Genomic DNA, 19,200 nt, shown 5'->3' on the forward strand with positions numbered 1-19,200 from the left:
GGGAGAGGCATTCGCTTCTCCCGTTTTCAAAAAGGACTAGTATTTCTTACGACCCGCAGGCCTCGCAGGCGTCCGGGTTATCCAGGGAGCAGGCCATGTCGGACTGGTTTTGCTCCACCAGGGCCAGGGGCTCCAGGGTTTCGGCGGCTTGCTTTTCCACCGTGAACTTGATGGCGTCGGCGGCGGCTTTGGTGCGCAGGTAGTACATCCCCGTTTTCAGGCCGCGCTTCCAGGCATGGAAGTGCATGCTGGTGAGCTTGCCGAAGTTCACGTTTTGCACGTGCAGGTTCAGGCTCTGGCTCTGGCAGATGTAGGCCCCGCGGTCGGCGGCCTGGTCGATGATGCGGCGCTGCGAAATCTCCCACACCGTCTTGTACAGGTCCTTGATGTGCTGCGGAATGCGCTGGATGTTCTGCACCGAGCCGTTGGCCGCGATGATTTCCTGCTTCATCGCGTCGTTCCACAGGCCCAGGGCCACCAGGTCCTTCAGCAGGTGCTTGTTCACCACCATGAACTCGCCGCTGAGCACGCGCCGCACGTAAATGTTGCTCGTGTAGGGCTCAAACGACTCGTTGTTGCCCAGAATCTGGGCGGTGCTGGCCGTGGGCATGGGCGCCACCAGCAACGAGTTGCGGGCACCGTGCTTCACCACCTCGGCGCGCAGGCTCTCCCAATCCCAGCGGCCCGAGTCGGGCGTCACGCCCCACAGGTCGAACTGGAACTTGCCCTGGCTCAGGGGCGAGCCGGGGAAGGTCTCGTAGGCCCCGTCCTTGATGGCGAGGTCCTTCGAGGCCGTCATGGCCGCGAAGTAGATGGTTTCGAAGATGTCCTTGTTCAGGCCCGAAGCTTCGTCGCTCTCGAAGGGCATGCGCAGGGCAATGAACGTATCGGCCAGGCCCTGCACGCCCAGCCCGATGGGGCGGTGGCGGAAGTTCGACTTCTGCGTTTCGGGCACCGGGTAGTAGTTCACGTCAATCACCTTGTTCAGGTTCACCGTGGCCTGGTAGGTCACCTCGTACAGCTTCTGGTGGTCGAAGGTGGTGTTGCCCTGCGCGTCGGTCACCAGGTAGCGGGGCAGCGCCAGCGAGGCCAGGTTGCACACCGCAATTTCGTCGGCGTCGGTGTACTCAATAATCTCGGTGCACAGGTTCGAGCTCTTAATCGTGCCCAGGTTTTGCTGGTTCGATTTGCCGTTGGCCGCGTCCTTGAACAGCATGTAGGGCGTGCCCGTTTCCGTCTGGCTTTCCAGGATGGCAAACCACAGCTCCTGCGCCTTGATGGTGCGGCGGCCGCGGCCCTCCTTCTCGTACTTCATGTAGAGCTTCTCGAACTCCGGGCCCCAGGAGTTTTCCAAGCCGGGGCACTCGTGGGGGCACATCAGCGTCCAGTCGCCGTTTTCCTCCACGCGCTTCATGAACAAGTCGGGCGTCCAGAGGGCGTAAAACAGGTCGCGGGCGCGCATTTCCTCCTTGCCGTGGTTCTTCTTCAGGTCGAGGAACTCGAACACGTCGGCGTGCCAGGGCTCCAGGTAAATGGCAAACGCGCCCTTGCGCTTGCCACCGCCCTGGTCCACGTAGCGGGCCGTGTCGTTGAACACCTTCAGCATGGGCACCAGCCCGTTGGAGTTGCCATTCGTGCCCTTGATGTAAGAGCCCGTGGCCCGCACGTTGCTCACCGACAGCCCGATGCCGCCGGCGCTCTGCGAAATCAGCGCGCAGTTCTTCAGCGTGTCGTAAATGCCATCAATGGAGTCGTCCTTCATCGTCAACAGGAAGCAGCTCGACATCTGCGGCTTCGGCGTGCCCGCGTTGAACAGCGTAGGCGTGGCGTGCGTAAACCACCGCTCGCTCAGCAAGTTGTAGGTTTTGATAACGGAGTCAATGTCGTCCTTGTGGATGCCTACCGACACGCGCATCAGCATGTGCTGGGGCCGCTCCACCACCTTGCCCTCCAGGCGCAGCAGGTACGAGCGTTCCAGCGTCTTGAAGCCGAAGAAGTCGTAGTTGTAGTCCCGGTCATAAATAATGGCCGAGTCCAGCGTAGCGGCATTCTTATGAATCACCTCCCACACATCCGTGGCGATGAGCGAAGCATTGTCGCCATTCTTCGGGTCCTCATAAGTGTACAACCGCTTCATCGTGGAAGAGAAGGACTTGGAAGTCACCTTGTGCAGGTTGCTCACCGCAATGCGGGCCGCCAGAATGGCGTAATCGGGGTGGCGCGTGGTGAGCGAGGCCGCCGTCTCGGCCGCCAGGTTGTCCAGCTCAATGGTGCTCACGCCATCGTAGATGCCGTCAATCACCTTCTTGGCCACCTCAATGGGCGAGATGTAGTCCTGGTTCAACCCGTAGCAGAGCTTCTCAATACGGGCCGTCACTTTGTCGAACTTGACGGATTCGCGGCGCCCGTCGCGTTTAATTACTAGCATACCAGTGGTGTTTGGTTGATGGTTTTTGCTTATATACTGAAGGGGCCGGCACGGCACAGTACCGGCGGCAAGTCGTTGAGGCAGTTGTGAAAGAGTTGAACCAACGGCTGGGGTACCAGCAGCCGGCTCGATATTGAATCCCGGAAATTACCTCCTGTGTTTTCGAAGGGCAAGGAAAAGTTCCGGAAGTTTTCCACACACCACTCAAACGACCGCGCCCGGCCACTTTTCAGGAAATGGCCGGGCGCACGAGGCTTATATACCTAGCGGATTATTCGCTTTCAACAATTCTCGGCGCTTCATTCGGAGCCGGGTATCGGCCGCGCGGCTGTTCAGCCAGGGTTGCCATTCCAGGTAGCTTTCGCCGTCGTGGGTGTGGTTGCAGGTGCAGTCGGCTTTGATGGGCAGGCTGGGGAAAAGCTGGTGGTAGAAAGCAGCCTGCATCTCTATCGGGCCTACCAACAAGGGATTAGCATCACGCACCCCTGGTTGGTAGTAGGCCATGCCGCGACGGCTCCACAGGCTTACGTTCACTAAGGGGTCGTGCAAGGGCGGGCGCCAGCCGTCATTATCATCTTCGTAATTGTGGTACTTGAACAGCGTGCCCGCCAGCCGTTCGGCGATATAGGTGCGGGGCACAACCTTAACCAGGGCAGCGGGCTGGCGACGTTGGGCTGGGGGCAACAGTGCCACCGCCCCTTCCACGGCCCGGTACTGCTGCTCGGCCCAGCCTTGCGCTACCAGCAACGGCACCATTCCCAAACCGAAAACCACCCGCCCACCCGGCAGTTCGCTCCGCCACGCCCGCCGTAGCGCCTGCCCCGCAAACACCACCGGCACCCAGGCCAGCGCGGGCAATAGAAAAAAGAAAAATAACACCCCCACTACCAACGCCCCCGGGCTCATGAACACGATGCAATAAATGCAAATGGGCACCAAAGCGCCTTGCAGAAACAGCGCCCCGTACCGCACCGCTTTGGGCCAGCCAACCAACCACGGCCACGCCAGAAAAGCCCCCACGCTACCAACGAGTACCGTCGCGGCCCACAGTACAGGCTGGCAAAACACCTGGGCCACATACTGGTTCGCGCCGTATGCCGCCGCCGCCAAACCAATATTGATGTACGGCATGCGCGGCCGCAGGCATTGCCAAAAGCGTCGAAGTCTCGTCATAGCTCCCGCAACGGCAGGCGACGACGGTTTCGTGTTTGACGCACGAAAAAGCCCGCCCCTGCAAGCGCAGAGCGGGCTTTTTTGTAGAGACGCATATTTGCGTCTTGTCGTCTCGTCGTTGAACGATTTGTCCGAACGGCGCGGACGCTGAGACGCAAAATATTGCGTCTCTACTTCACGCTCGCCGTGCCCGCCGGCCCCGGCTGGCAGGTCAGTATCACGCTGATGTCAATAGACTTGGCAATGTTATTCCGCACCAGCGCCGGGATTTTAATCTTGTAGTCGGCCGGGGCCACGCTGAATTTGGACGTCACTACTAGGTCGTTGCCGCGCAGCTGCAGGGTGCCTGGCACCCGCACCTTACGCTTCACATTATGAATGGTGAGCTGGCCCTGCACGTACACCGGCTGCGGGCCGCTGCGGAGCTGGTCCTCGGTGGGCTTGGTCACCAGCGTGCCGGTGAAGCGGGCCCGGGGGTACTTCTCGCTCTCGGCGTAGTTCTCGTTGAAATGCTCCTGCATCAGCGAGTTCTTGAACTGAAAATCCTTCATCAGCATCGAAAACGCCAGCTGTCCATTGTTCAAATCGAAGATGGCCGCCACCCGCGAGTTCAGCGCCTCGATGTCTTCCAGCGGCGCAGTAGAGAAGAAAGTAGTCTGACCGTTGGCCGTGGTATAGCGCTGGAGCATGGCGGCCGAGGGCGCCGCCGCCGGAGCAGCTGGGGCAGACGTTTGGGCGTAGGCATTGGGTATCACCATACCCAGCAGGAGAAGTAAAGCGTATTTCATGCGATGAAAGGATGGAATAATTATAAGTGAGAGACTGAAGCACAGAAGGCCCAGCGCGGCGCGCTGGGCCTTCTCGTCAGCAACTCGTCAAATCTACTTATGGAGTTGCCTGTCAGTAACTTTTTTTTAGCCGCCGCTTAAAAATCCTCGTCGAGCGAGAACACGTTGTCGTTGCGCTCGCTCATCACGCCGGCTTTCTGGTACTCGGCCACGCGCTTCTCGAAGAAGTTGGTTTTACCCTGCACCGAAATCATTTCCATGAAATCGAAGGGATTGGTGGCATTATATATTTTGGGGCAGCCCAGCGACACCAGCAGGCGGTCGGCCACAAACTCGATGTACTGCGACATCGACTTGGCATTCATGCCGATGAGGCTCACCGGCAGCGCATCAGTCACAAACTCCTGCTCAATGGTCACCGCGTCGCGGATGATGCTTTGCACCCGCTCGGTGCTCAGCTTGTTTTGCAGGTAGCTATACAGCAGGCAGGCGAAATCGCAGTGCAACCCTTCATCCCGCGAAATCAGCTCGTTCGAGAACGTGAGGCCGGGCATCAGGCCGCGCTTCTTCAGCCAGAAAATGGAGCAGAACGAGCCCGAGAAGAAGATGCCCTCCACCGCCGCGAAGGCAATGAGGCGCTCGGCGAAGTTCTCCGAGTTAATCCACTTCAGGGCCCACTCGCCCTTCTTCTGCACGGCGGGCACCGTTTCAAGGGCATTGAAGAGGTAGTCCTTTTCCTTAGGGTCTTTGATGTAAGTATCAATCAGCAGCGAATACGTCTCACTGTGAATGTTTTCCATCATAATCTGGAAGCCGTAGAAGCAGCGCGCCTCGGGCATCTGCACCTCCTGCATGAAGTTCACGGCCAGGTTCTCATTCACGATGCCATCCGAAGCAGCGAAGAAGGCCAATACGTGCTTGATGAAGTGGCGCTCGTTGTCATTCAGGCTGTTCCAGTCTTTCTGGTCCTGGCTCAGGTCGATTTCCTCAGCCGTCCAGAACGAGGCCTGCGACTTCTTGTAGTACTGCCACACCTCATCGTTCTGGATGGGAAATAGCACGAAGCGGTTGGGGTTTTCGGCAAGGAGCGGTTCCATAATATCTCGGGGCTTGATGGCGGTTTTCGGCGTGGAAGACGGCAGGCTAACTCCCACGTTCGGGCAGATGTTTGGCCCGGACGCCGGAAATGCGGCCGGCCTTCCAACACCAAATATAGCCCCACCCGGCAGGCCGAGTGCCCGTCCGATTAGCTTTTTTATCTGCTCTTTTTTAGCTAAGTCCGGATTTTTTTCAGGCCACTTGCAATGACTTTTGTCAGGTTTGTTAGTCAAGCCGAGTATCCAAATCTCCTTCAAAATCAGCCCTTTTGGCCCCACTTATCCACATTAGCGCTGTGGATAAACCCACTTGTCCCCAAACCGACCAATTTATGGGCCGGTTTGCCTCGTTTTTTAATCTGGCCTTAATCTGCGCTTCATCAGCGGCAGGGCGCTTTGGGAGTGGTTGCTGCCGGGCAGCCAATGATGATTAACAACTTAGGTTTGGATTTCCCAAATCAAACCCGTACTTTTGCCTTCCCATTTCAGAAAAAACCCGCGAAAGCTGATGTACGCAATTGTTAACATAGCTGGCCAGCAGACCAAGGTTGAGGCCAACAAATTCGTTTACGCTCACAAACTGGCCGGCAATGTTGGCGATGTAGTAACGCTGGGCAACGCCCTGCTGACCGACGACAACGGCACCATCACCGTTGGTGCGCCCGAGCTGAACGTTGCCGTAACCGGCACCATTCTCGCCCACGTGAAAGGCGACAAAGTTCTGGTGTTCAAGAAAAAGCGCCGCAAAGGCTACCAGAAAATGAACGGCCACCGTCAGTCGTTCACCAAAGTAATGATTAACAGCATCGGCTAGTTTTAGCCTTCGTTTGTTATCTAATTCCTCTATTAAACCAGCCGCTTCCGGCCATTTGCCGGCAGCTTTAGCTTCAATACCATGGCTCACAAGAAAGGTGTCGGCTCGTCCAACAACGGCCGCGAATCGCATTCCAAACGTCTCGGCGTAAAAATCTTCGGTGGCCAGGCCCTCGTTGCCGGTAACATCATCGTGCGTCAGCGCGGTACTGCCCACCACCCCGGTGCCAACGTTGGCATGGGCAAAGACCACACGCTGTTTGCGCTGGTTGATGGCGAGGTTCAGTTCCGCAAGGGCCGCAAAGACCGTTCGATTGTGACGGTTATTCCCCGCGAAGTAGTTTCGGTTCCGGCTTAATTGCCCACCGATTATAAGCCAAAAGGGCTGCTCCAACCGGGCAGCCCTTTTGGCGTTGGGGCCTTCCCGACGAGCTTAGTCTTGGCTGGTTCTGGCCGCGTGGCGCTGGTTGGCGAGGTAGACCCGCAGGTTTACTTGTGCGGCTACGTCCCAGGGCGGGCGAGTGCCCGCTTCGGCGGAGTAGGCCGGGGGTGCTTCGATGCCGAGGCCGGCATTGAGGTCGTAGAGCAGACGGCGACCGGGGCCGCGGTGCTGCGTGCCGCACAGCGCAAACAACGCGGGCGTGACGCGGCCCACGCTCAGGCCCCGGCCCCGCCGCCCGCGTCGGCTACTGAGTTGCGCAAGTTCGGCGCTGGCTTCCAGGGCCACGTAGTTGCCCCAGGGCTCGGAGCTGGACTGGGATGTACTAGGCTGATTGAAATAATAGCGAGCCCCCATACCGACACTGGTGCCGGGGGTGGGCAGCAGTGGCGCGCCGCGCCGGCCACGCGGGGCCCGACCGGCCGAGATATCGGCTTCGGCCTGTGCATAGGCACTGAATCGGGGGTACAGACGGTATTCGAGACCGAACGAGACAGGCAACAGGAGTTGCCAACTGCGCGCGTCAGGCAGGTAGAACAAATGGGTGAGACGCAGGCCGCTTTTCAGCAGCAGGCGGGGGCTGGGTACTGAAGATGACGGGACGGCGGCGGGAGCAGTTTGGGCCAGCATTGGGGCTGGCAGCGCAGGTAACAACGCGATACTCAGCACAAAAATGCGCAACCGATGAGCTAGCAATGGCATTAGAACGAGAGAAGCAAAGCAGTTGAGAACTCAAACTGGGATTAAGAAAGCAATTTGCTCACTCTCAGCCCGCAAGTAATATCGGGCTTATCTATTGGTCATAGCAACCAAGACTGGCTGAGTGCCGGCCCATGCCCCGCCTACCGCCCGAAATACACGCCGAGGTTGAACTGGGTGGTAATGTTGAGGCTGCTGTTGTTGGGTGTGTAGCCGAGGTAGGAGTCGCTGCGGAGCGGCCCCAGGCCAAGGCCCGCGTTGAAATCAAGCAGAAAATTGCGGCCCCACCGGCGCTGCATTCCCCACACGGCGTTGAGACTGGGGGCTACGTCGTTGCGGAGGCCGAAGCGTTGGCGTACCTCGGTGTGGGCCTCCAGGGCCAGATAGTTGCCCACAAAAGAGCCGTGTGGCCGGTTGTGGCGCTCGCGGCCGGCTTGGTTGTAGTAATAGCGCGCGCCCACGCCCAGCCCTCCGGCCGGCAGCACGAAGCTGCCATCGCCAACAGTCGCGTTGTTTTTGAAAAGCCGAAAGTCGGCATCGGCCTGGCCGTAGAGCGTGAACTTAGAGCTGAGGGCGTATTCGGCTCCCACCGAAAGGGGCAGGCGCATCGACAGGCCATAGTAGCCGGTGTAGCGGAGGGCACGGCCGGCGTTCAGGCCCACTTTCAGGAGCAGCTTGTCTGGAGCGGTTTCGGTGGAGGCCGCTTGGCCGTGGCTGAAAGTGGTGCTGGCCAGCAGCAGTAGGCCAGGCAACAGGGAGCGAACGAGAAGCATCGTGAAGCAGGAAGCTGAGGTGGAAATTCATCAGCTTAGATTCATCACCAACTCAATCAGTTGCATCCGGCCACCGGGCATCAACCCTCAGCTGGCAAATTCAGACGGTAGAGTACGGGCTTGCTGGGGCTGGCATCGAGCTCCAGGCTGGTGATTTGAATGTTGAGCAGGTAGAGACCGTCTTCGACTTCATCGGGCACGAAAATGAGCTCGGTGATGGTGGCTTCGCGACGCGGCCGGGCAGGGTATTGCCAGAAGGCATGGTGGGCCAGGAGCTGGCCGGCGTCCTCTTCGCGGTCGACGCTGGGCAGGTCGAGCAGCAGGTGCTGGATGTTGTATTCGGCCAGCCACTCGGCCAGGGCGGGCTCGATGTAGGTGGGGTTGGTGCCGGAGTAGTGGCGGTGGCGCTTGGCGGCCTCGTTGGGCAGGGTGCGCAGCACGAGGGCTTCGGGCAGGGCGCGGTCGGGCTGGGCCATAAGAGCAGCCTGCACATCGGCCAGCATTACCACGAGGTCGCCGTTGGGCTGGGACGAGGGGGCTACGCTCACCAAGCGGGCTACGAACAGGAAGCGGCGCAGGCACTGATTGAGGGTGATGGCTGGGTCGGGCGAGATGTGGCCGTAGCATTCGGTGTGGGTTCCGTTGCCGTGGGGCGTGACGTGGACGCGCTGGTAGTTGGTGCTGCCGCCCAGCGCCACGCTGCCCAAAAAGCTGCCTACCCGGATGGTATCGAACTGGACGGGCTCGGCCCAGAAACAGTTTACCTGGTCATCGCCGGGAGCCAGGGGCAGGGAAATATCGAGAGGCGCGGCGGGGTCGTAGGCGTAGGTGCGGCCGGCAAAGGGATAGGTAGGAAGCAATTTGTGAACAGGTTAAGGGTGAGCGGGTGCTGACGGCGTAGCTGGCGCAACGGAAAAAACAGGACTTGCTTCAGCAGCAAGTTGGTTTAGAATTCGGCTGATTTCAACGGCCTGGCTGATAATAATAAGGTGGCCGCCAGGCAAAACGTATTGACTGTGCGCAATTCCGGCGGGCAGCAGCCGGTCATCGGTGCCGTGAATGCGAATGGCCACCGGCGCGGTGCGGCCCGGCCATTGCAGCAGCCGCGCAATGGCCCAACGTGTGAAATCCGGGTCGGTGTCGTGCAGAATCTGGCGCAGCAACTGATAGTCGAGGCCGGTTTTCACCCCAAAAAACCACTTAGCCAGGCGCGGCAGCCGCGGCAACAGCTGCGGCGGCACCAAATGATACAGGCCCGTAATGCGAGCCAGCTTCCCTAACCAGGGCAATTCTGCGGGCCCTACCAAGCTGGAAATGAGCACCACCCGCGCCAGAGGGCGTAGCTGCGCAACTTCCAGCGCCAAAACACCACCGAAGGAAACACCCACCAGCCAGCAGGGCTGCGCCGGTGGAATTGCGGCCGCGAGCCGAGCCGCGTAGTGTGGCAAGGTCTCGGGGGCCTTTTGCGGCGGGAGCCAGCGCAGCGTATGTGCTTCGCCCTGCAAGCGCAGGAATTGGAACACCCGCTCATCGGCCCCCAAGCCGGGAATAAGATAAAAAACGGGGGGCACGGGTTCCACGCCAATTACGTATCGAGCCGCACAAACACGCCTTCGAGGTAGAAGATGTTGTGGGGCTGCGGGTCGTCGGGGTCTTCCTCGTCCAGCTCGCCGTCTTCGGTGGCTGGGTAGGTGACGGATAGTTTCAGGGCCACGCTGGGCAGGGGTACGGGCGGTGCTTCCTCGGAATTGTACTCGAGCAGAGCAGGCCACTCCTGGGCAGCGAGGGCATCGGCCACTTCTTCCTGCAGGGCTTCGGCGCGGGGGTGGGCCAGGTTCAGCAGGGTATCAAGCGCCTTGAAGGGCAGCGCAAGATGAAAAAAGTGCGTGTCGTTATCGAAAAACGTGGTGGCCCACACGGTCACGTCGTCGGTATTATCGAAGACAATAGCCACGACGTGAATCTGCTCCACAAAGAAGTCGGCGTCGTCGGCAATGCTGTCGCTCAGTAGTTTCATTCGGCTACGGCGGGGGGTTGGAACAGCTCCAGCGTGATGTGGTCGGCCAAGAGCTTGCCCGCGTCGGTCAAGGTAAGGACTTCATTCTGGATAGTGGCCCAGCCGTTGGCCTGCAGCTCGGCGAGGTAGGGGGCGCGGGTAGCCAGCAGGTCGAGGCCGTGGTGGGTGCGCAGGTGGGCCAGGTCGCAGCCACGGGCGGTGCGCAGCGTGGTGAGCAGGTACTCGTTGGCACGGTCGGTGGCCGTGAGCTCGTCCACGGTCACGGGCACTTCGCCGCGCTCCAGCACAGCGGCCACGTATTGGGGGTTGTTGGCGAGGGTGAAAAGGCGGTTGCGGCCGTCGTAGCTGTGGGCGCTGGGGCCGAGGCCGAGGTAAGGCACGCCGCGCCAGTAGTTGGCGTTGTGGCGGCTCTCGCGGCCGGGCCGGCAGAAGTTGCTGATTTCGTATTGCTCGTAGCCGAGAGCGCGCATGGCAGCCAGCAGCATTTCAAATTGCGTGGCTACGAATTCATCCGGCGCAGGTTTGAAAGTGCCTTTCTGCAGGCGGTGGCCGAAGGCCGTGCCCGGCTCAATGGTGAGGGCATAGGCCGAGACGTGCGGTACGCCCAGCGCGAAGGCATTGGCCAAATCGGCTTCCCAGATGTGGTGGCCCGGCGCGGGCACGCCATAAATCAGGTCGATGGAGATGTTCTCGAAGCCCGCATCCTGGGCGCGGCGCACGGCCGTGGTCGATTCTTCGGCAGTGTGGGCGCGGTTCATCATCCGCAGGTGCGGCTCATAAAAGCTTTGCAGGCCGATACTGAGGCGGTTGATGCCGGCGGCTTTCAACTCGGCCAGCTTGGCGGCGCTGAGGTCATCGGGGTTGGCTTCGAGGGTGATTTCGGCCTGCGGCGAAACGGCGAAGTGGCGATGAATGGCGGCGAAAATCTGACCCAGTTCCTCAGCCGTGAGCAGCGACGGGGTACCGCCGCCGAAATAGATGGTTTCCAAGGTTGCCCCCACGCCGATGTAGTCGCGCCGCAGCTCAATTTCCCGCACAATGGCCTCTACCAAGCGACTTTTCAGCCCCAGCGAGGTGCTGAAATGAAAATCGCAGTAATGGCAGGCCTGCTTGCAGAAAGGGATATGAAGGTAGAGGCCGGCCATGTTTTCAGTTAACAATGAGCAGTTAACAGTAAATCTATTTCGCGGGCAGAATTGCCCATGCAGAGCGCAAAGGTACCGCCTGACCGTATGACAAGGCCCGGTTTAGGCGCGCTGTTACCTTCGGGAAATTAAACGCCGCCGTTTGCGTTGTCCACCCCGAATGAATAGGTTTTTACTGCGCTTGTGGGGAATGCTGCTGCTCGGCTGGCTGACGCTGCCACAGCTAGCCGCGGCCCAAACGCCCGGTCTCGACCCCAACGTGCCCAACCAGCCCGGCCTGGCCACCCCTACCCTGCCACCCCGCGCCACGCCGGCTTCGGCCGCGGCCACGCGCCGGGTGCTGGCCCACCCGCGCCGGCTGGTGCTCGAAACTGAGGCCATCGACCGGCCGGTACTGCGCCGCTACAAAGTGCGCACCAGTGTGCCCGATTCGCTGAGCGCGCTGCGCGAAGTGCGCGACCTGGTGCTGGGCTTGCAAGGAGACTCTTACCTCACGGCCTCGGCCGACGAGCTGCACTGGAGCCGCGACACCGTGCGGGTGCGCCTGTACGTGGGCGAGCAGTTCCGCTGGGCCTACCTGCGCAACGGCAACCTCGGCGATGGCCTGCTGACCCGCGCCGGCTACCGCGAAAAGTTCTTCCGCCACACGCCCTTCGTGCCCGAGGACTGGGCCAAGCTCCAGGAGCGTATCCTCACCGAAGCCGAAAACCAGGGCTTTCCCTTTGCCTCGGTTGGCTTGGATTCCGTGCACCTGAGTGGGCACGACATTGCGGGCCGCGTGGTGCTGAAGCGGGGCCGCGTGGTGGTGTTCGACTCGCTGCAGATTGTGGGCAACAGCAAAACCAAGAAGCGCTTTCTGACCAAGTATTTGCAGATTTTTCCGGGCCAGCCTTTCAGCCAGCAACGCGTGGCCGCCGCTGCCCAGCTGCTACGCCAGTTGCCTTACGTGAAGCTTCGGGCCGAGCCTGAAGTGCGCTTCGCCCTGGGCCGGGCGCGGGTGTATTTGCTGCTCGACGACCGGCCCAGCAACCAGTTCGACGCCATCGTGGGCATTCTGCCGAACTCGAACGCCAGCCAGACCGGCGTGCAGTTCACCGGCGACGTCACCATCAACCTGCGCAACATCAAGGGCGGCGGCAAGCAGCTGGGGCTGCAGTGGCGCAAAACCGACGCCATCTCGCAGCTGCTCGATGCCCAGTACGTGCACCCAAACTTCTTCGGCACACCGCTGGAAGTGGCCGGCACTTTCAATCTTTATAAGCAAACCAACGCCTTCCTCACGCTGCGCCCGCGCCTGCAGGTGACCTACCCCACGGCGCGGGCCGGCCGCGTCAGCTTCTTCACGGAGCAGCGCAACTCGTTTTTGCTCGATACACTGCTGCGGCAAAAAACCGTGCTGCCCGATACCATTGACTCGCAGTACAATTCCTACGGCCTGGGCTACGCCTGGAACAGCCTAGACGATTTGTTCTTCCCGCACCGCGGCTACCTCGTGAATGCCCAGGGCGCGGTAGGCACTAAAAAAATTGTGAAAAACGGCGAATTGAAACCCGAGCTCTACGACGGCATTCCGCTCAACTCCACCCAATATTCCTTCGGCCTGCGGGCCGAGCGTTACTTCCCGGTGAAGCGGGCGGGCGTGCTGCTGCTGCGCCTGCGCGGCGAGGGCCTGCTCAATTCACGCCTGTTCGTCAACGATTTGTTCCGGCTGGGCGGGCTGAATTCCTTGCGCGGCTTCAACGAAAACCAGTTCTACACCAGTTCCTACGCTGTGGCCACGGCCGAGTTCCGCCAGTTCATCGGGCCCGATTCCTACGCGTTTCTCTTCACCGACCAGGCTTACCTGCGCCACGACATTGAAAGCGACCGGTTCAGCGACCAGCCCACCGGCGTGGGCGCGGGCCTGAGCTTTCGCACGGCGGCCGGCTTGTTTCAATTCGTGTATTCGGTGGGACGGGCCAGCAATCAGGCGTTCGAGTTGAAATCTTCCAAAATCCACTTCGGCTTGACCAGCCGCTTTTAAACTGTAGCGCGGACTCGCAAAGTCCACGCTACGGGCCGCCATATCGTCTGCATTTTTCGGGAACTAAAACGACTTCCCGCCACTGTGGCCGGAATTGGCGAATACGGCCAAATAATTCGTGTCAATTCAGCTGATTTTCAGCGCAGATAAGCCTCGATTCGGATTGGTACATCATTTGTAATTACCCATCCGAAGCCGCCCCTTTTTGCGGCTCCCTGCCATGAAACTTATCAGCTCGAAATTCATCCATAGCATTGCCCCTCAGCTCGACCTGCTCAACACCATCGGTGGTGGAGTAGCCCAGCCGCAGCTCCGCATCGACCGTCACCCTAAGGGTGTGATTGTGCGCGTGGCCATGCCCACCGTGTCGGCCAACAGCTTCCGCGTGGTGCTGAACCAGCAGAAACTGACCGTATTCAGCGACTACCGCCACGAGCCCGACGACCAGCTGGCCGCCCCGCTCTTCGTTCAAACCCTTGACCTGCCCACCAACCTCGACGTAGCCCGCATCGACGCCATCCACGAAGGCCAGGAGCTGCGCGTGCGCATCCCCTTCCTGAACCCCAACGACCAACAGCGCGAAATCGACATCAAGCGCAACGAGTAGAGCCTATTTGTAGCGCGAGCCGGCGGTCCCTTGCCAGCCACCGGCTCCGCTCCCGCTCCTCGCCGTCGCTTTTTTATACTGCCGGGACCGACCGGCACCGCAGTCCACTGATACCGCCGGGACCGACCGGCCGCTTACCGGGTCTTCTGCATTTCACTCTTGAGCCACCGCCCGTAGCGGTGGTTTTGTTTTTTCGGGCCTAACCGAACAACGGGATGATGAGCACGAAGCTCATGAGCACGGCCACGTAGAACCAGCCCATCATCTGGCCCCGGTAGCGGCGCGGCAGGCGGTTGCTGAGCACCAGCATGGCCGCGATAACCAGCAGGAGGTGCGCCACGAAGAACACCATCGTCTTCACCCAATTGGCCACAATAGTGTTTTCGGGCTGGTTCTGGTTGGCCTCGCCCAGGCCCGAGGTGAGGTATTGCAGGCCGTAGAAGGCCGCGGTTTCGAAGGCAATGAACAGCCCCAGCCCCGCCAGCAGCGCCGGCCCGGACGATTTTTCGGAGACGTTGGCCATGGTGCTTACGGGCGAGGGCGGCCCTGCACTTCCGCGCTGCGAGCCTTGATGTACAGCGCTTCTACCTTGGTGCGGGCCCAGGGCGTGCGGCGCAAAAACGTGAGGCTGGACTTGATGCTCGGGTTTTCGGCGAAGCAGTTCATGCGCAGGCGTGCATCGAGCTCGGGCCAGCCGTAAGCGGCCACGAGGTACTCCAGAATCTGCACCAGCTTCACGCCGTGCAGCTCGCTGATGAGGTGGCCGGTTTCGTCGCGGGCATCGGCGGCGCGGAGGAAAGACATAGGCGAAATTGAGGGGCTGAAAGCGCAAAGTTGGCGAAAAGCCGGGGCCCGGCGCACGATGGCGCCCGGCGCGGCGTTATTTTTGGAGCCCCTGCCTATGCCTCCATTGTCCAGCACTGCTCCCGTTGCCCGGCCTGCCCGGCCCACCGCACCCCGGCGGCCGTGGCGGCGCGGCCTGCTGGCGGCGGCCCTGCTGGCGCTGCTGCTGGGCGGTACCTACTACCTACGCCACCAGGTGCAGCTGAACCGCTACGCCCGCCGGGCCTGGGCCACCTTCACCAAAAACGGCCTCACGGGCCGCGAAAAAACCCCGCTGCTGGCCGGCTACTCCGTGCACGGCATCGACGTATCATCGTACCAGGGCCACATCGACTGGCCTGAGGTGGCCCGCAACCGGGTACGGTTTGCCTTCATCAAGGCCAGCGAGGGCGCCACGCTGCGCGACCCGCGCTTTGCCCGCAACTGGCGCGAGGCTCGCAAAGCCGGCGTGCTCTGCGGGGCGTACCACTACTTCCAGCCCAATCGCGACGGCAAGGTGCAGGCCGATTTATTTGCTCAAACCGTCCCCCTCGCCCCCGGCGACCTGCCGCCCGTGCTCGACGTGGAAGCCGCCAATTTCCACGACGTAGCCGTGCTGCGCCGCGAGGTGGCCCGCTGGCTGCGCCTCATCGAGGCCCACTATGGCGTGCGGCCCATTCTTTATTCCAACCACAGCTTCTATAAGCGCCACCTGGCCGGGCACTTCGACAACTACCCGCTCTGGCTGGCCCACTACGAAGTGGAGCGCCCCACCCTGCCCCGCAGCAAGTGGATAATCTGGCAGCATTCCGACGAGGCTTACGTGCCGGGCATTCGCGGCGTGGTCGATTTCAACGTCTTCCAGGGCAATTTCGAGTCTTTGCAGGCGTTGCGCATTCCGGCCGCCCCGCCCAAACCGGCCCGCTAAGGCTCCACAAAAAAACCGTCCGGCCCGGCCGCTCCCGCAGAAGCAACCAGCCCGGACGGCTGTAGTTTATCGGACGAGCCGAGGGCCTACATTTTCCCCTTGGTTTCCATTTTGGCGTCTTTCTTCATCGCCTTGCCTTCTTTTTTGGCCATCTTGCTGTCGTGCATCTTGCCGTCGTGCTTCATCATCTTGCCTTCGGACTTCTCTTCTTTTTTCATCATCTTGCCGTCGCCTTGCTGCGCGTGAGCAGCCATAAACGTGAACGACAGGGCGAGGGCCGAAGCTACTTTCAGGAAATTTTTCATGGTTGTGTGTTGGGGGAAAATAGGGTTGTGAGAGAATTACGACCGAAAGGTTATCACCGAAAATAAAGGTTGGATGAAGTTGCGTAAACAAGCCAAAATTCTGCACACCGGGCTGGTGCCCTTGCTGTTACTGCTGGTACTGTTGCTGGCTTCCTGCGGCAGCAGCCACAATGTGAACAACGGCACCAAGGGAGTCCGGGGCAGCGTCCAGTCGGGCCTGGGCTCCTACTACGCCGATAAGTTCAACGGCCGACCCACCGCCAGCGGCAGCACCTACCGCCCGGGCCAAATGACGGCCGCCCACAACACGCTGCCCTTCGGCACCCTAATCCGCGTCACCAATACCCGCAACGGCCGCTCCGTGGACGTTACCGTGACCGACCGCGGCCCGCACACCAAAGGCTACATCGTGGATGTATCGCGCCGCGCCGCCGTGCAGCTCGGCATCATCGAGGCCGGGGTGGTGCCGGTGCAGGTCACCGTCATCCGCGAGGCCGCCGATAATCGTTAATCTACCGGCCTTGTCTTCGCTTTCTATCTTCGCCCCATCCCAACTGCCCGCTGCCATGAATATCCGCAAAAAAGTAACCTGGACGCTCCCGCCCGGCACCAACCGCTACGCCGCCCTCGACCTGTGGGTGCCCGCCGCCGAGGACGAAGACTGGTCTAACGATGAAATCCAATACGTCATCAACGAAGTAGTGGAAGCTGAAACTGACGCTGCCGGCCTCGAAGTGCTGGCCTGGTACAGCAAAACCATGTAGTAATCACGCTGCTCCCGGCCATGCCGGGTATGCCGCTGCCGCCCTCCCCTTGCTGCTGTCCGCAGCCAGTTGGGAGGGCGGCTTTTTTGTGTCCGGCACTGTGCTGTCTTCCCTTTCGAGAGCCACTTATAACGAACATTCTGAGATGATTTATAAAATGATGCCTTTTTTATAAATAAAACTTTGCATGGATTTTTTATTCATAAATCCTTTTCTTTTTAATTTATTAATTAAGATTTAATTGTACTTTTGAATTAAGCAGTTTTGCGCAAATGCGTATTGCTCTCGCCCATTGGCAACCATGCAAATCAATATTAACTATGAATATCAAATATTTACCCTTGAAATTCATTTACTTATCGGTTATCAGCGCTTTGAGTTTGGCAACCATTCAGGCAGCGCCCATTGGCACGGGCCAGATGCTGGGCCAATGGGCTGGCACCCTTCCCGTACCGGGCGGTAGCCGCCAAGTGTTCATCAGCGTGAGTGCCTTGGCCGATGGCACGCCCACGGCCATGCTTCGCATGGATGCGGGCCGGCTACAAAACAGCCCCATGCGCGTGGTGAATACCGCCGACAGCGTGGTTTTTTTCGCCGATAAGGCAGGCTGCCGCTTTGCCGGCCGGCCTGTGGCCGACGGGCAACGGCTACGCGGGCAATGGCAGCAACCAGGCTTCCGGGCCATGCTGGTGCTCGACCGCGTGACCGCCGAAAAAGCCGCCGATAAAACCGCTGAAATCAGCGAAGCACCGGCATCTTACAGGACCGAAGAAGTGCACGTGAGTAGCACCAGCAGTCCGAGCCCCGAAATCGGCTTAGGCGGTACGCTGCGCCTGCCCGCCGGTACCGGACCGTTCCCCGCCGTTGTGCTGCTGCCCGATGTGAATACTCCGGAGCCCAGCACCGGTGATTATGGCCTGCTGAATGCGCTGGCCGATTACCTCACCCGGCAGGGCGTGGCCGTGCTGCGCCTCGATGACCGGGGCACCGGCCGTTCGGTGGGGGTACCTGCGGCTACGGCCGGCCCCCAACTGGTGGCCGATGCACAATCGGCCATGGCTTACCTGCGGGCCAAGTCGGGCATCGACCCGTTGCGCGTGGGCCTGCTGGGGCACGGCGAGGGGGCCAACGTGGCCCTATTGGCCGGGGCGCAAGCCCCCGCACCGGCTTTTCTGGTGGCCCTGGGTGCCGCCGGCGTGAACGGGCAGGAGCTGCTGGCACGGCAAACCTCGCTGGTAAACCAACCCGGCGAGCCCGATACGGCCCAGCTTGCGTGGGCTACCCAGGCCGCGCAAGCAATGGCCGTAGCCCGGCGTGAAGCTAAAAAACAGCTGGCCGCCGGTGCCAATCCCGCCCAAACCCAGCTACACATTGCCCAGGAACAGCTGCGCCTGACCACCGAAGCCCGCAAGCGCAACGACGCGCTATACAAGCGCCAGTATGCGCTGCTCGAAATCATCCGCCAGACAGCCGATAATGCCCAGGCGCAAGCCATTGTGGCCAATATGCTAAAGCAGATTTACCCAGCCCTGTCCTCGGCAGCAGCGCAAACCCGCGCCAGCCAGCTCACCAGCCCGTGGTACCGCTCCTTCCTCACGTTCAATCCGCAGGCGGAGCTGGGCAAAGTGGCCTGCCCCACCCTGCTTCTGCACGGCACCGCCGACACGCAGGTGCAACTGGCCGCCAACCTGCCGGTGTTGGAAAAGGGCCTCAAAGCAAATAAGCGGGTGAACGTGCAGAAGCTTGACGGGCTGAACCACGAGTTTCAGGCCCCGCTCAGTGAACAAGCCCTGGCCGCTGGCACCACCGTGCGCCCCACGGCGGCTCCCGATGCCCTCGAAGCCGTGGGCGAATGGGTGATGCAGCAGGTGAAATAGGAAGCTGCGTTTACTATTGTTGAACAGCCGACGGTGCGCGAAAGGCCTCGCGCAGCCAGCATCCGGCCAAAGCGGCCAGCCCACCCACCAGGCCAGCCACCACGCCAGCCACCAGCACCAGCGCCACCGATGAGCCGCCCAGCGGCAGCAGCTGCGCCACCCGATGCGCCAGCAAACCGTTATTCTGGTAGGCCAGCCAGGCGGCGGGCAATATCCAGCTCAGCCCGCCTCCGCTAAAGCCGGCCCAGAAGGCCACCCGGCCCGTGGGCGCAATGGCCAGTCCCACCACAAACGCCACCACGGCCAAGCTCCACCACGGCAGGTCCAGCTGCACGGCCGAGGCCAGCACGAGAATGAGAATCGGTAAAAGCCAGGGGTTGCGCCAGTTCATGCGGGCAAATATAAACGCTTGATATAATCGTAAATCATCTATCATCCTGAGCACAGCGAAGGACCTTATCACGCACGAGTCGTTTCAACGTGATAAGGTCCTTCGCTGTGC

Annotated in this window: 22 protein-coding genes; 8 read left to right on the forward strand and 14 right to left on the reverse strand. The window is 60.6% G+C overall.

The window, feature by feature from the left end:
• Positions 1-46: 46 nt before the first annotated feature.
• From I7X13_RS11045 to I7X13_RS11060, 4 genes are all read right to left on the reverse strand, one after another.
• The gene (locus I7X13_RS11045) at positions 47-2,428 is read right to left on the reverse strand and encodes a ribonucleoside-diphosphate reductase subunit alpha (RefSeq protein ID WP_198075544.1); all 2,382 of its coding nucleotides are present in this window, start codon (positions 2,426-2,428) and stop codon (positions 47-49) included.
• Between the two features lie 255 nt (positions 2,429-2,683).
• Positions 2,684-3,559 (reverse strand): hypothetical protein, encoded by an 876-nt coding sequence (locus tag I7X13_RS11050; RefSeq protein WP_198075545.1) that lies wholly within the window; start codon positions 3,557-3,559, stop codon positions 2,684-2,686.
• A 212-nt stretch (positions 3,560-3,771) separates the two neighbouring features.
• The gene (locus I7X13_RS11055; RefSeq protein ID WP_198075546.1) at positions 3,772-4,389 is read right to left on the reverse strand and encodes a YceI family protein; all 618 of its coding nucleotides are present in this window, start codon (positions 4,387-4,389) and stop codon (positions 3,772-3,774) included.
• 137 nt (positions 4,390-4,526) lie between these two features.
• Positions 4,527-5,486 (reverse strand): ribonucleoside-diphosphate reductase small subunit, encoded by a 960-nt coding sequence (locus I7X13_RS11060; RefSeq protein ID WP_198075547.1) that lies wholly within the window; start codon positions 5,484-5,486, stop codon positions 4,527-4,529.
• Positions 5,487-5,994: 508 nt separating this feature from the next.
• On the opposite strand from I7X13_RS11060, the gene rplU reads away from it, so the two are divergent.
• Positions 5,995-6,300, forward strand: coding sequence for a 50S ribosomal protein L21 (gene rplU / locus I7X13_RS11065; protein WP_198069310.1), 306 nt, complete (start codon positions 5,995-5,997; stop codon positions 6,298-6,300).
• 81 nt (positions 6,301-6,381) lie between these two features.
• Positions 6,382-6,657 (forward strand): 50S ribosomal protein L27, encoded by a 276-nt coding sequence (gene rpmA / locus I7X13_RS11070; RefSeq protein ID WP_198069311.1) that lies wholly within the window; start codon positions 6,382-6,384, stop codon positions 6,655-6,657.
• Between the two features lie 75 nt (positions 6,658-6,732).
• Here the strand turns inward: rpmA and I7X13_RS11075 are convergent, their stop codons facing one another.
• The 6 genes from I7X13_RS11075 to hemW form a co-directional block, all read right to left on the reverse strand.
• A complete protein-coding gene (locus tag I7X13_RS11075; RefSeq protein WP_213019062.1) occupies positions 6,733-7,440 on the reverse strand; it encodes a hypothetical protein in 708 nt (235 codons plus the stop codon).
• Positions 7,441-7,580: 140 nt separating this feature from the next.
• Complete coding sequence (locus I7X13_RS11080) at positions 7,581-8,210, reverse strand: hypothetical protein (protein WP_198075549.1); 630 nt, start codon at positions 8,208-8,210, stop codon at positions 7,581-7,583.
• A gap of 80 nt (positions 8,211-8,290) precedes the next feature.
• Positions 8,291-9,070: a cyclase family protein gene (locus I7X13_RS11085; RefSeq protein WP_198075550.1), complete on the reverse strand. Its 780-nt coding sequence runs from the start codon at positions 9,068-9,070 to the stop codon at positions 8,291-8,293.
• Positions 9,071-9,082: 12 nt separating this feature from the next.
• Positions 9,083-9,781: an alpha/beta fold hydrolase gene (locus tag I7X13_RS11090; protein WP_198075551.1), complete on the reverse strand. Its 699-nt coding sequence runs from the start codon at positions 9,779-9,781 to the stop codon at positions 9,083-9,085.
• A gap of 14 nt (positions 9,782-9,795) precedes the next feature.
• The gene (locus I7X13_RS11095; protein ID WP_198075552.1) at positions 9,796-10,227 is read right to left on the reverse strand and encodes a hypothetical protein; all 432 of its coding nucleotides are present in this window, start codon (positions 10,225-10,227) and stop codon (positions 9,796-9,798) included.
• Positions 10,224-11,372, reverse strand: coding sequence for a radical SAM family heme chaperone HemW (gene hemW, locus I7X13_RS11100; protein ID WP_198075553.1), 1,149 nt, complete (start codon positions 11,370-11,372; stop codon positions 10,224-10,226). Before hemW ends, I7X13_RS11095 begins: the two co-directional genes overlap by 4 nt.
• 160 nt (positions 11,373-11,532) lie before the next feature.
• Here hemW and I7X13_RS11105 point away from each other — a divergent pair, with 160 nt between their 5' ends.
• Complete coding sequence (locus tag I7X13_RS11105) at positions 11,533-13,395, forward strand: BamA/TamA family outer membrane protein (protein ID WP_198075554.1); 1,863 nt, start codon at positions 11,533-11,535, stop codon at positions 13,393-13,395.
• A gap of 220 nt (positions 13,396-13,615) precedes the next feature.
• Positions 13,616-14,002 carry an Hsp20 family protein gene (locus tag I7X13_RS11110; protein ID WP_198069320.1) on the forward strand — a complete coding sequence of 129 codons (387 nt, stop codon included), beginning with the start codon at positions 13,616-13,618 and terminating at the stop codon, positions 14,000-14,002.
• Between the two features lie 199 nt (positions 14,003-14,201).
• On the opposite strand, the gene I7X13_RS11115 is transcribed toward I7X13_RS11110, so the two are convergent.
• Positions 14,202-14,525, reverse strand: a complete 324-nt coding sequence (locus tag I7X13_RS11115) for a hypothetical protein (protein WP_198075555.1) — start codon at positions 14,523-14,525, stop codon at positions 14,202-14,204.
• Positions 14,526-14,530: 5 nt separating this feature from the next.
• Entirely contained in the window at positions 14,531-14,806 is a 276-nt protein-coding gene (locus tag I7X13_RS11120; RefSeq protein WP_198069322.1) for a VF530 family protein, read from the reverse strand.
• 97 nt (positions 14,807-14,903) lie between these two features.
• Here I7X13_RS11120 and I7X13_RS11125 point away from each other — a divergent pair, with 97 nt between their 5' ends.
• Positions 14,904-15,752 (forward strand): glycoside hydrolase family 25 protein, encoded by an 849-nt coding sequence (locus I7X13_RS11125; protein WP_198075556.1) that lies wholly within the window; start codon positions 14,904-14,906, stop codon positions 15,750-15,752.
• Positions 15,753-15,838: 86 nt separating this feature from the next.
• Here the strand turns inward: I7X13_RS11125 and I7X13_RS11130 are convergent, their stop codons facing one another.
• Positions 15,839-16,057 (reverse strand): hypothetical protein, encoded by a 219-nt coding sequence (locus tag I7X13_RS11130; RefSeq protein ID WP_198075557.1) that lies wholly within the window; start codon positions 16,055-16,057, stop codon positions 15,839-15,841.
• A gap of 73 nt (positions 16,058-16,130) precedes the next feature.
• On the opposite strand from I7X13_RS11130, the gene I7X13_RS11135 reads away from it, so the two are divergent.
• From I7X13_RS11135 to I7X13_RS11145, 3 genes are all read left to right on the forward strand, one after another.
• Entirely contained in the window at positions 16,131-16,568 is a 438-nt protein-coding gene (locus tag I7X13_RS11135) for a septal ring lytic transglycosylase RlpA family protein (protein WP_198075558.1), read from the forward strand.
• A 55-nt stretch (positions 16,569-16,623) separates the two neighbouring features.
• Positions 16,624-16,821, forward strand: a complete 198-nt coding sequence (locus tag I7X13_RS11140) for a hypothetical protein (RefSeq protein WP_198075559.1) — start codon at positions 16,624-16,626, stop codon at positions 16,819-16,821.
• Between the two features lie 341 nt (positions 16,822-17,162).
• The gene (locus I7X13_RS11145; RefSeq protein WP_198075560.1) at positions 17,163-18,698 is read left to right on the forward strand and encodes a serine aminopeptidase domain-containing protein; all 1,536 of its coding nucleotides are present in this window, start codon (positions 17,163-17,165) and stop codon (positions 18,696-18,698) included.
• Between the two features lie 13 nt (positions 18,699-18,711).
• Here I7X13_RS11145 and I7X13_RS11150 read toward each other — a convergent pair whose 3' ends face one another.
• A complete protein-coding gene (locus I7X13_RS11150; protein ID WP_198075561.1) occupies positions 18,712-19,089 on the reverse strand; it encodes a hypothetical protein in 378 nt (125 codons plus the stop codon).
• Positions 19,090-19,200: the final 111 nt, after the last annotated feature.

Source organism: Hymenobacter negativus, from assembly GCF_016056375.1.
Lineage (GTDB): Bacteria > Bacteroidota > Bacteroidia > Cytophagales > Hymenobacteraceae > Hymenobacter > Hymenobacter negativus_A.

Bases quoted from the DNA above. Each gene is read 5' to 3' on its own strand.
- I7X13_RS11120 (WP_198069322.1), bottom strand. From the start codon at position 14,806: ATGTCTTTCCTCCGCGCCGCCGATGCCCGCGACGAAACCGGCCACCTC.
- I7X13_RS11140 (WP_198075559.1), top strand. From the start codon at position 16,624: ATGAATATCCGCAAAAAAGTAACCTGGACGCTCCCGCCCGGCACCAAC.
- I7X13_RS11050 (WP_198075545.1), bottom strand. From the start codon at position 3,559: ATGCCGTACATCAATATTGGTTTGGCGGCGGCGGCATACGGCGCGAAC.
- I7X13_RS11055 (WP_198075546.1), bottom strand. From the start codon at position 4,389: ATGAAATACGCTTTACTTCTCCTGCTGGGTATGGTGATACCCAATGCC.
- I7X13_RS11080 (WP_198075549.1), bottom strand. From the start codon at position 8,210: ATGCTTCTCGTTCGCTCCCTGTTGCCTGGCCTACTGCTGCTGGCCAGC.
- I7X13_RS11095 (WP_198075552.1), bottom strand. From the start codon at position 10,227: ATGAAACTACTGAGCGACAGCATTGCCGACGACGCCGACTTCTTTGTG.
- I7X13_RS11045 (WP_198075544.1), bottom strand. From the start codon at position 2,428: ATGCTAGTAATTAAACGCGACGGGCGCCGCGAATCCGTCAAGTTCGAC.
- rplU (WP_198069310.1), top strand. From the start codon at position 5,995: ATGTACGCAATTGTTAACATAGCTGGCCAGCAGACCAAGGTTGAGGCC.
- I7X13_RS11060 (WP_198075547.1), bottom strand. From the start codon at position 5,486: ATGGAACCGCTCCTTGCCGAAAACCCCAACCGCTTCGTGCTATTTCCC.
- hemW (WP_198075553.1), bottom strand. From the start codon at position 11,372: ATGGCCGGCCTCTACCTTCATATCCCTTTCTGCAAGCAGGCCTGCCAT.
- I7X13_RS11125 (WP_198075556.1), top strand. From the start codon at position 14,904: ATGCCTCCATTGTCCAGCACTGCTCCCGTTGCCCGGCCTGCCCGGCCC.
- I7X13_RS11075 (WP_213019062.1), bottom strand. From the start codon at position 7,440: ATGCCATTGCTAGCTCATCGGTTGCGCATTTTTGTGCTGAGTATCGCG.
- I7X13_RS11115 (WP_198075555.1), bottom strand. From the start codon at position 14,525: ATGGCCAACGTCTCCGAAAAATCGTCCGGGCCGGCGCTGCTGGCGGGG.
- I7X13_RS11130 (WP_198075557.1), bottom strand. From the start codon at position 16,057: ATGAAAAATTTCCTGAAAGTAGCTTCGGCCCTCGCCCTGTCGTTCACG.
- I7X13_RS11135 (WP_198075558.1), top strand. From the start codon at position 16,131: ATGAAGTTGCGTAAACAAGCCAAAATTCTGCACACCGGGCTGGTGCCC.
- I7X13_RS11105 (WP_198075554.1), top strand. From the start codon at position 11,533: ATGAATAGGTTTTTACTGCGCTTGTGGGGAATGCTGCTGCTCGGCTGG.
- I7X13_RS11150 (WP_198075561.1), bottom strand. From the start codon at position 19,089: ATGAACTGGCGCAACCCCTGGCTTTTACCGATTCTCATTCTCGTGCTG.
- rpmA (WP_198069311.1), top strand. From the start codon at position 6,382: ATGGCTCACAAGAAAGGTGTCGGCTCGTCCAACAACGGCCGCGAATCG.
- I7X13_RS11110 (WP_198069320.1), top strand. From the start codon at position 13,616: ATGAAACTTATCAGCTCGAAATTCATCCATAGCATTGCCCCTCAGCTC.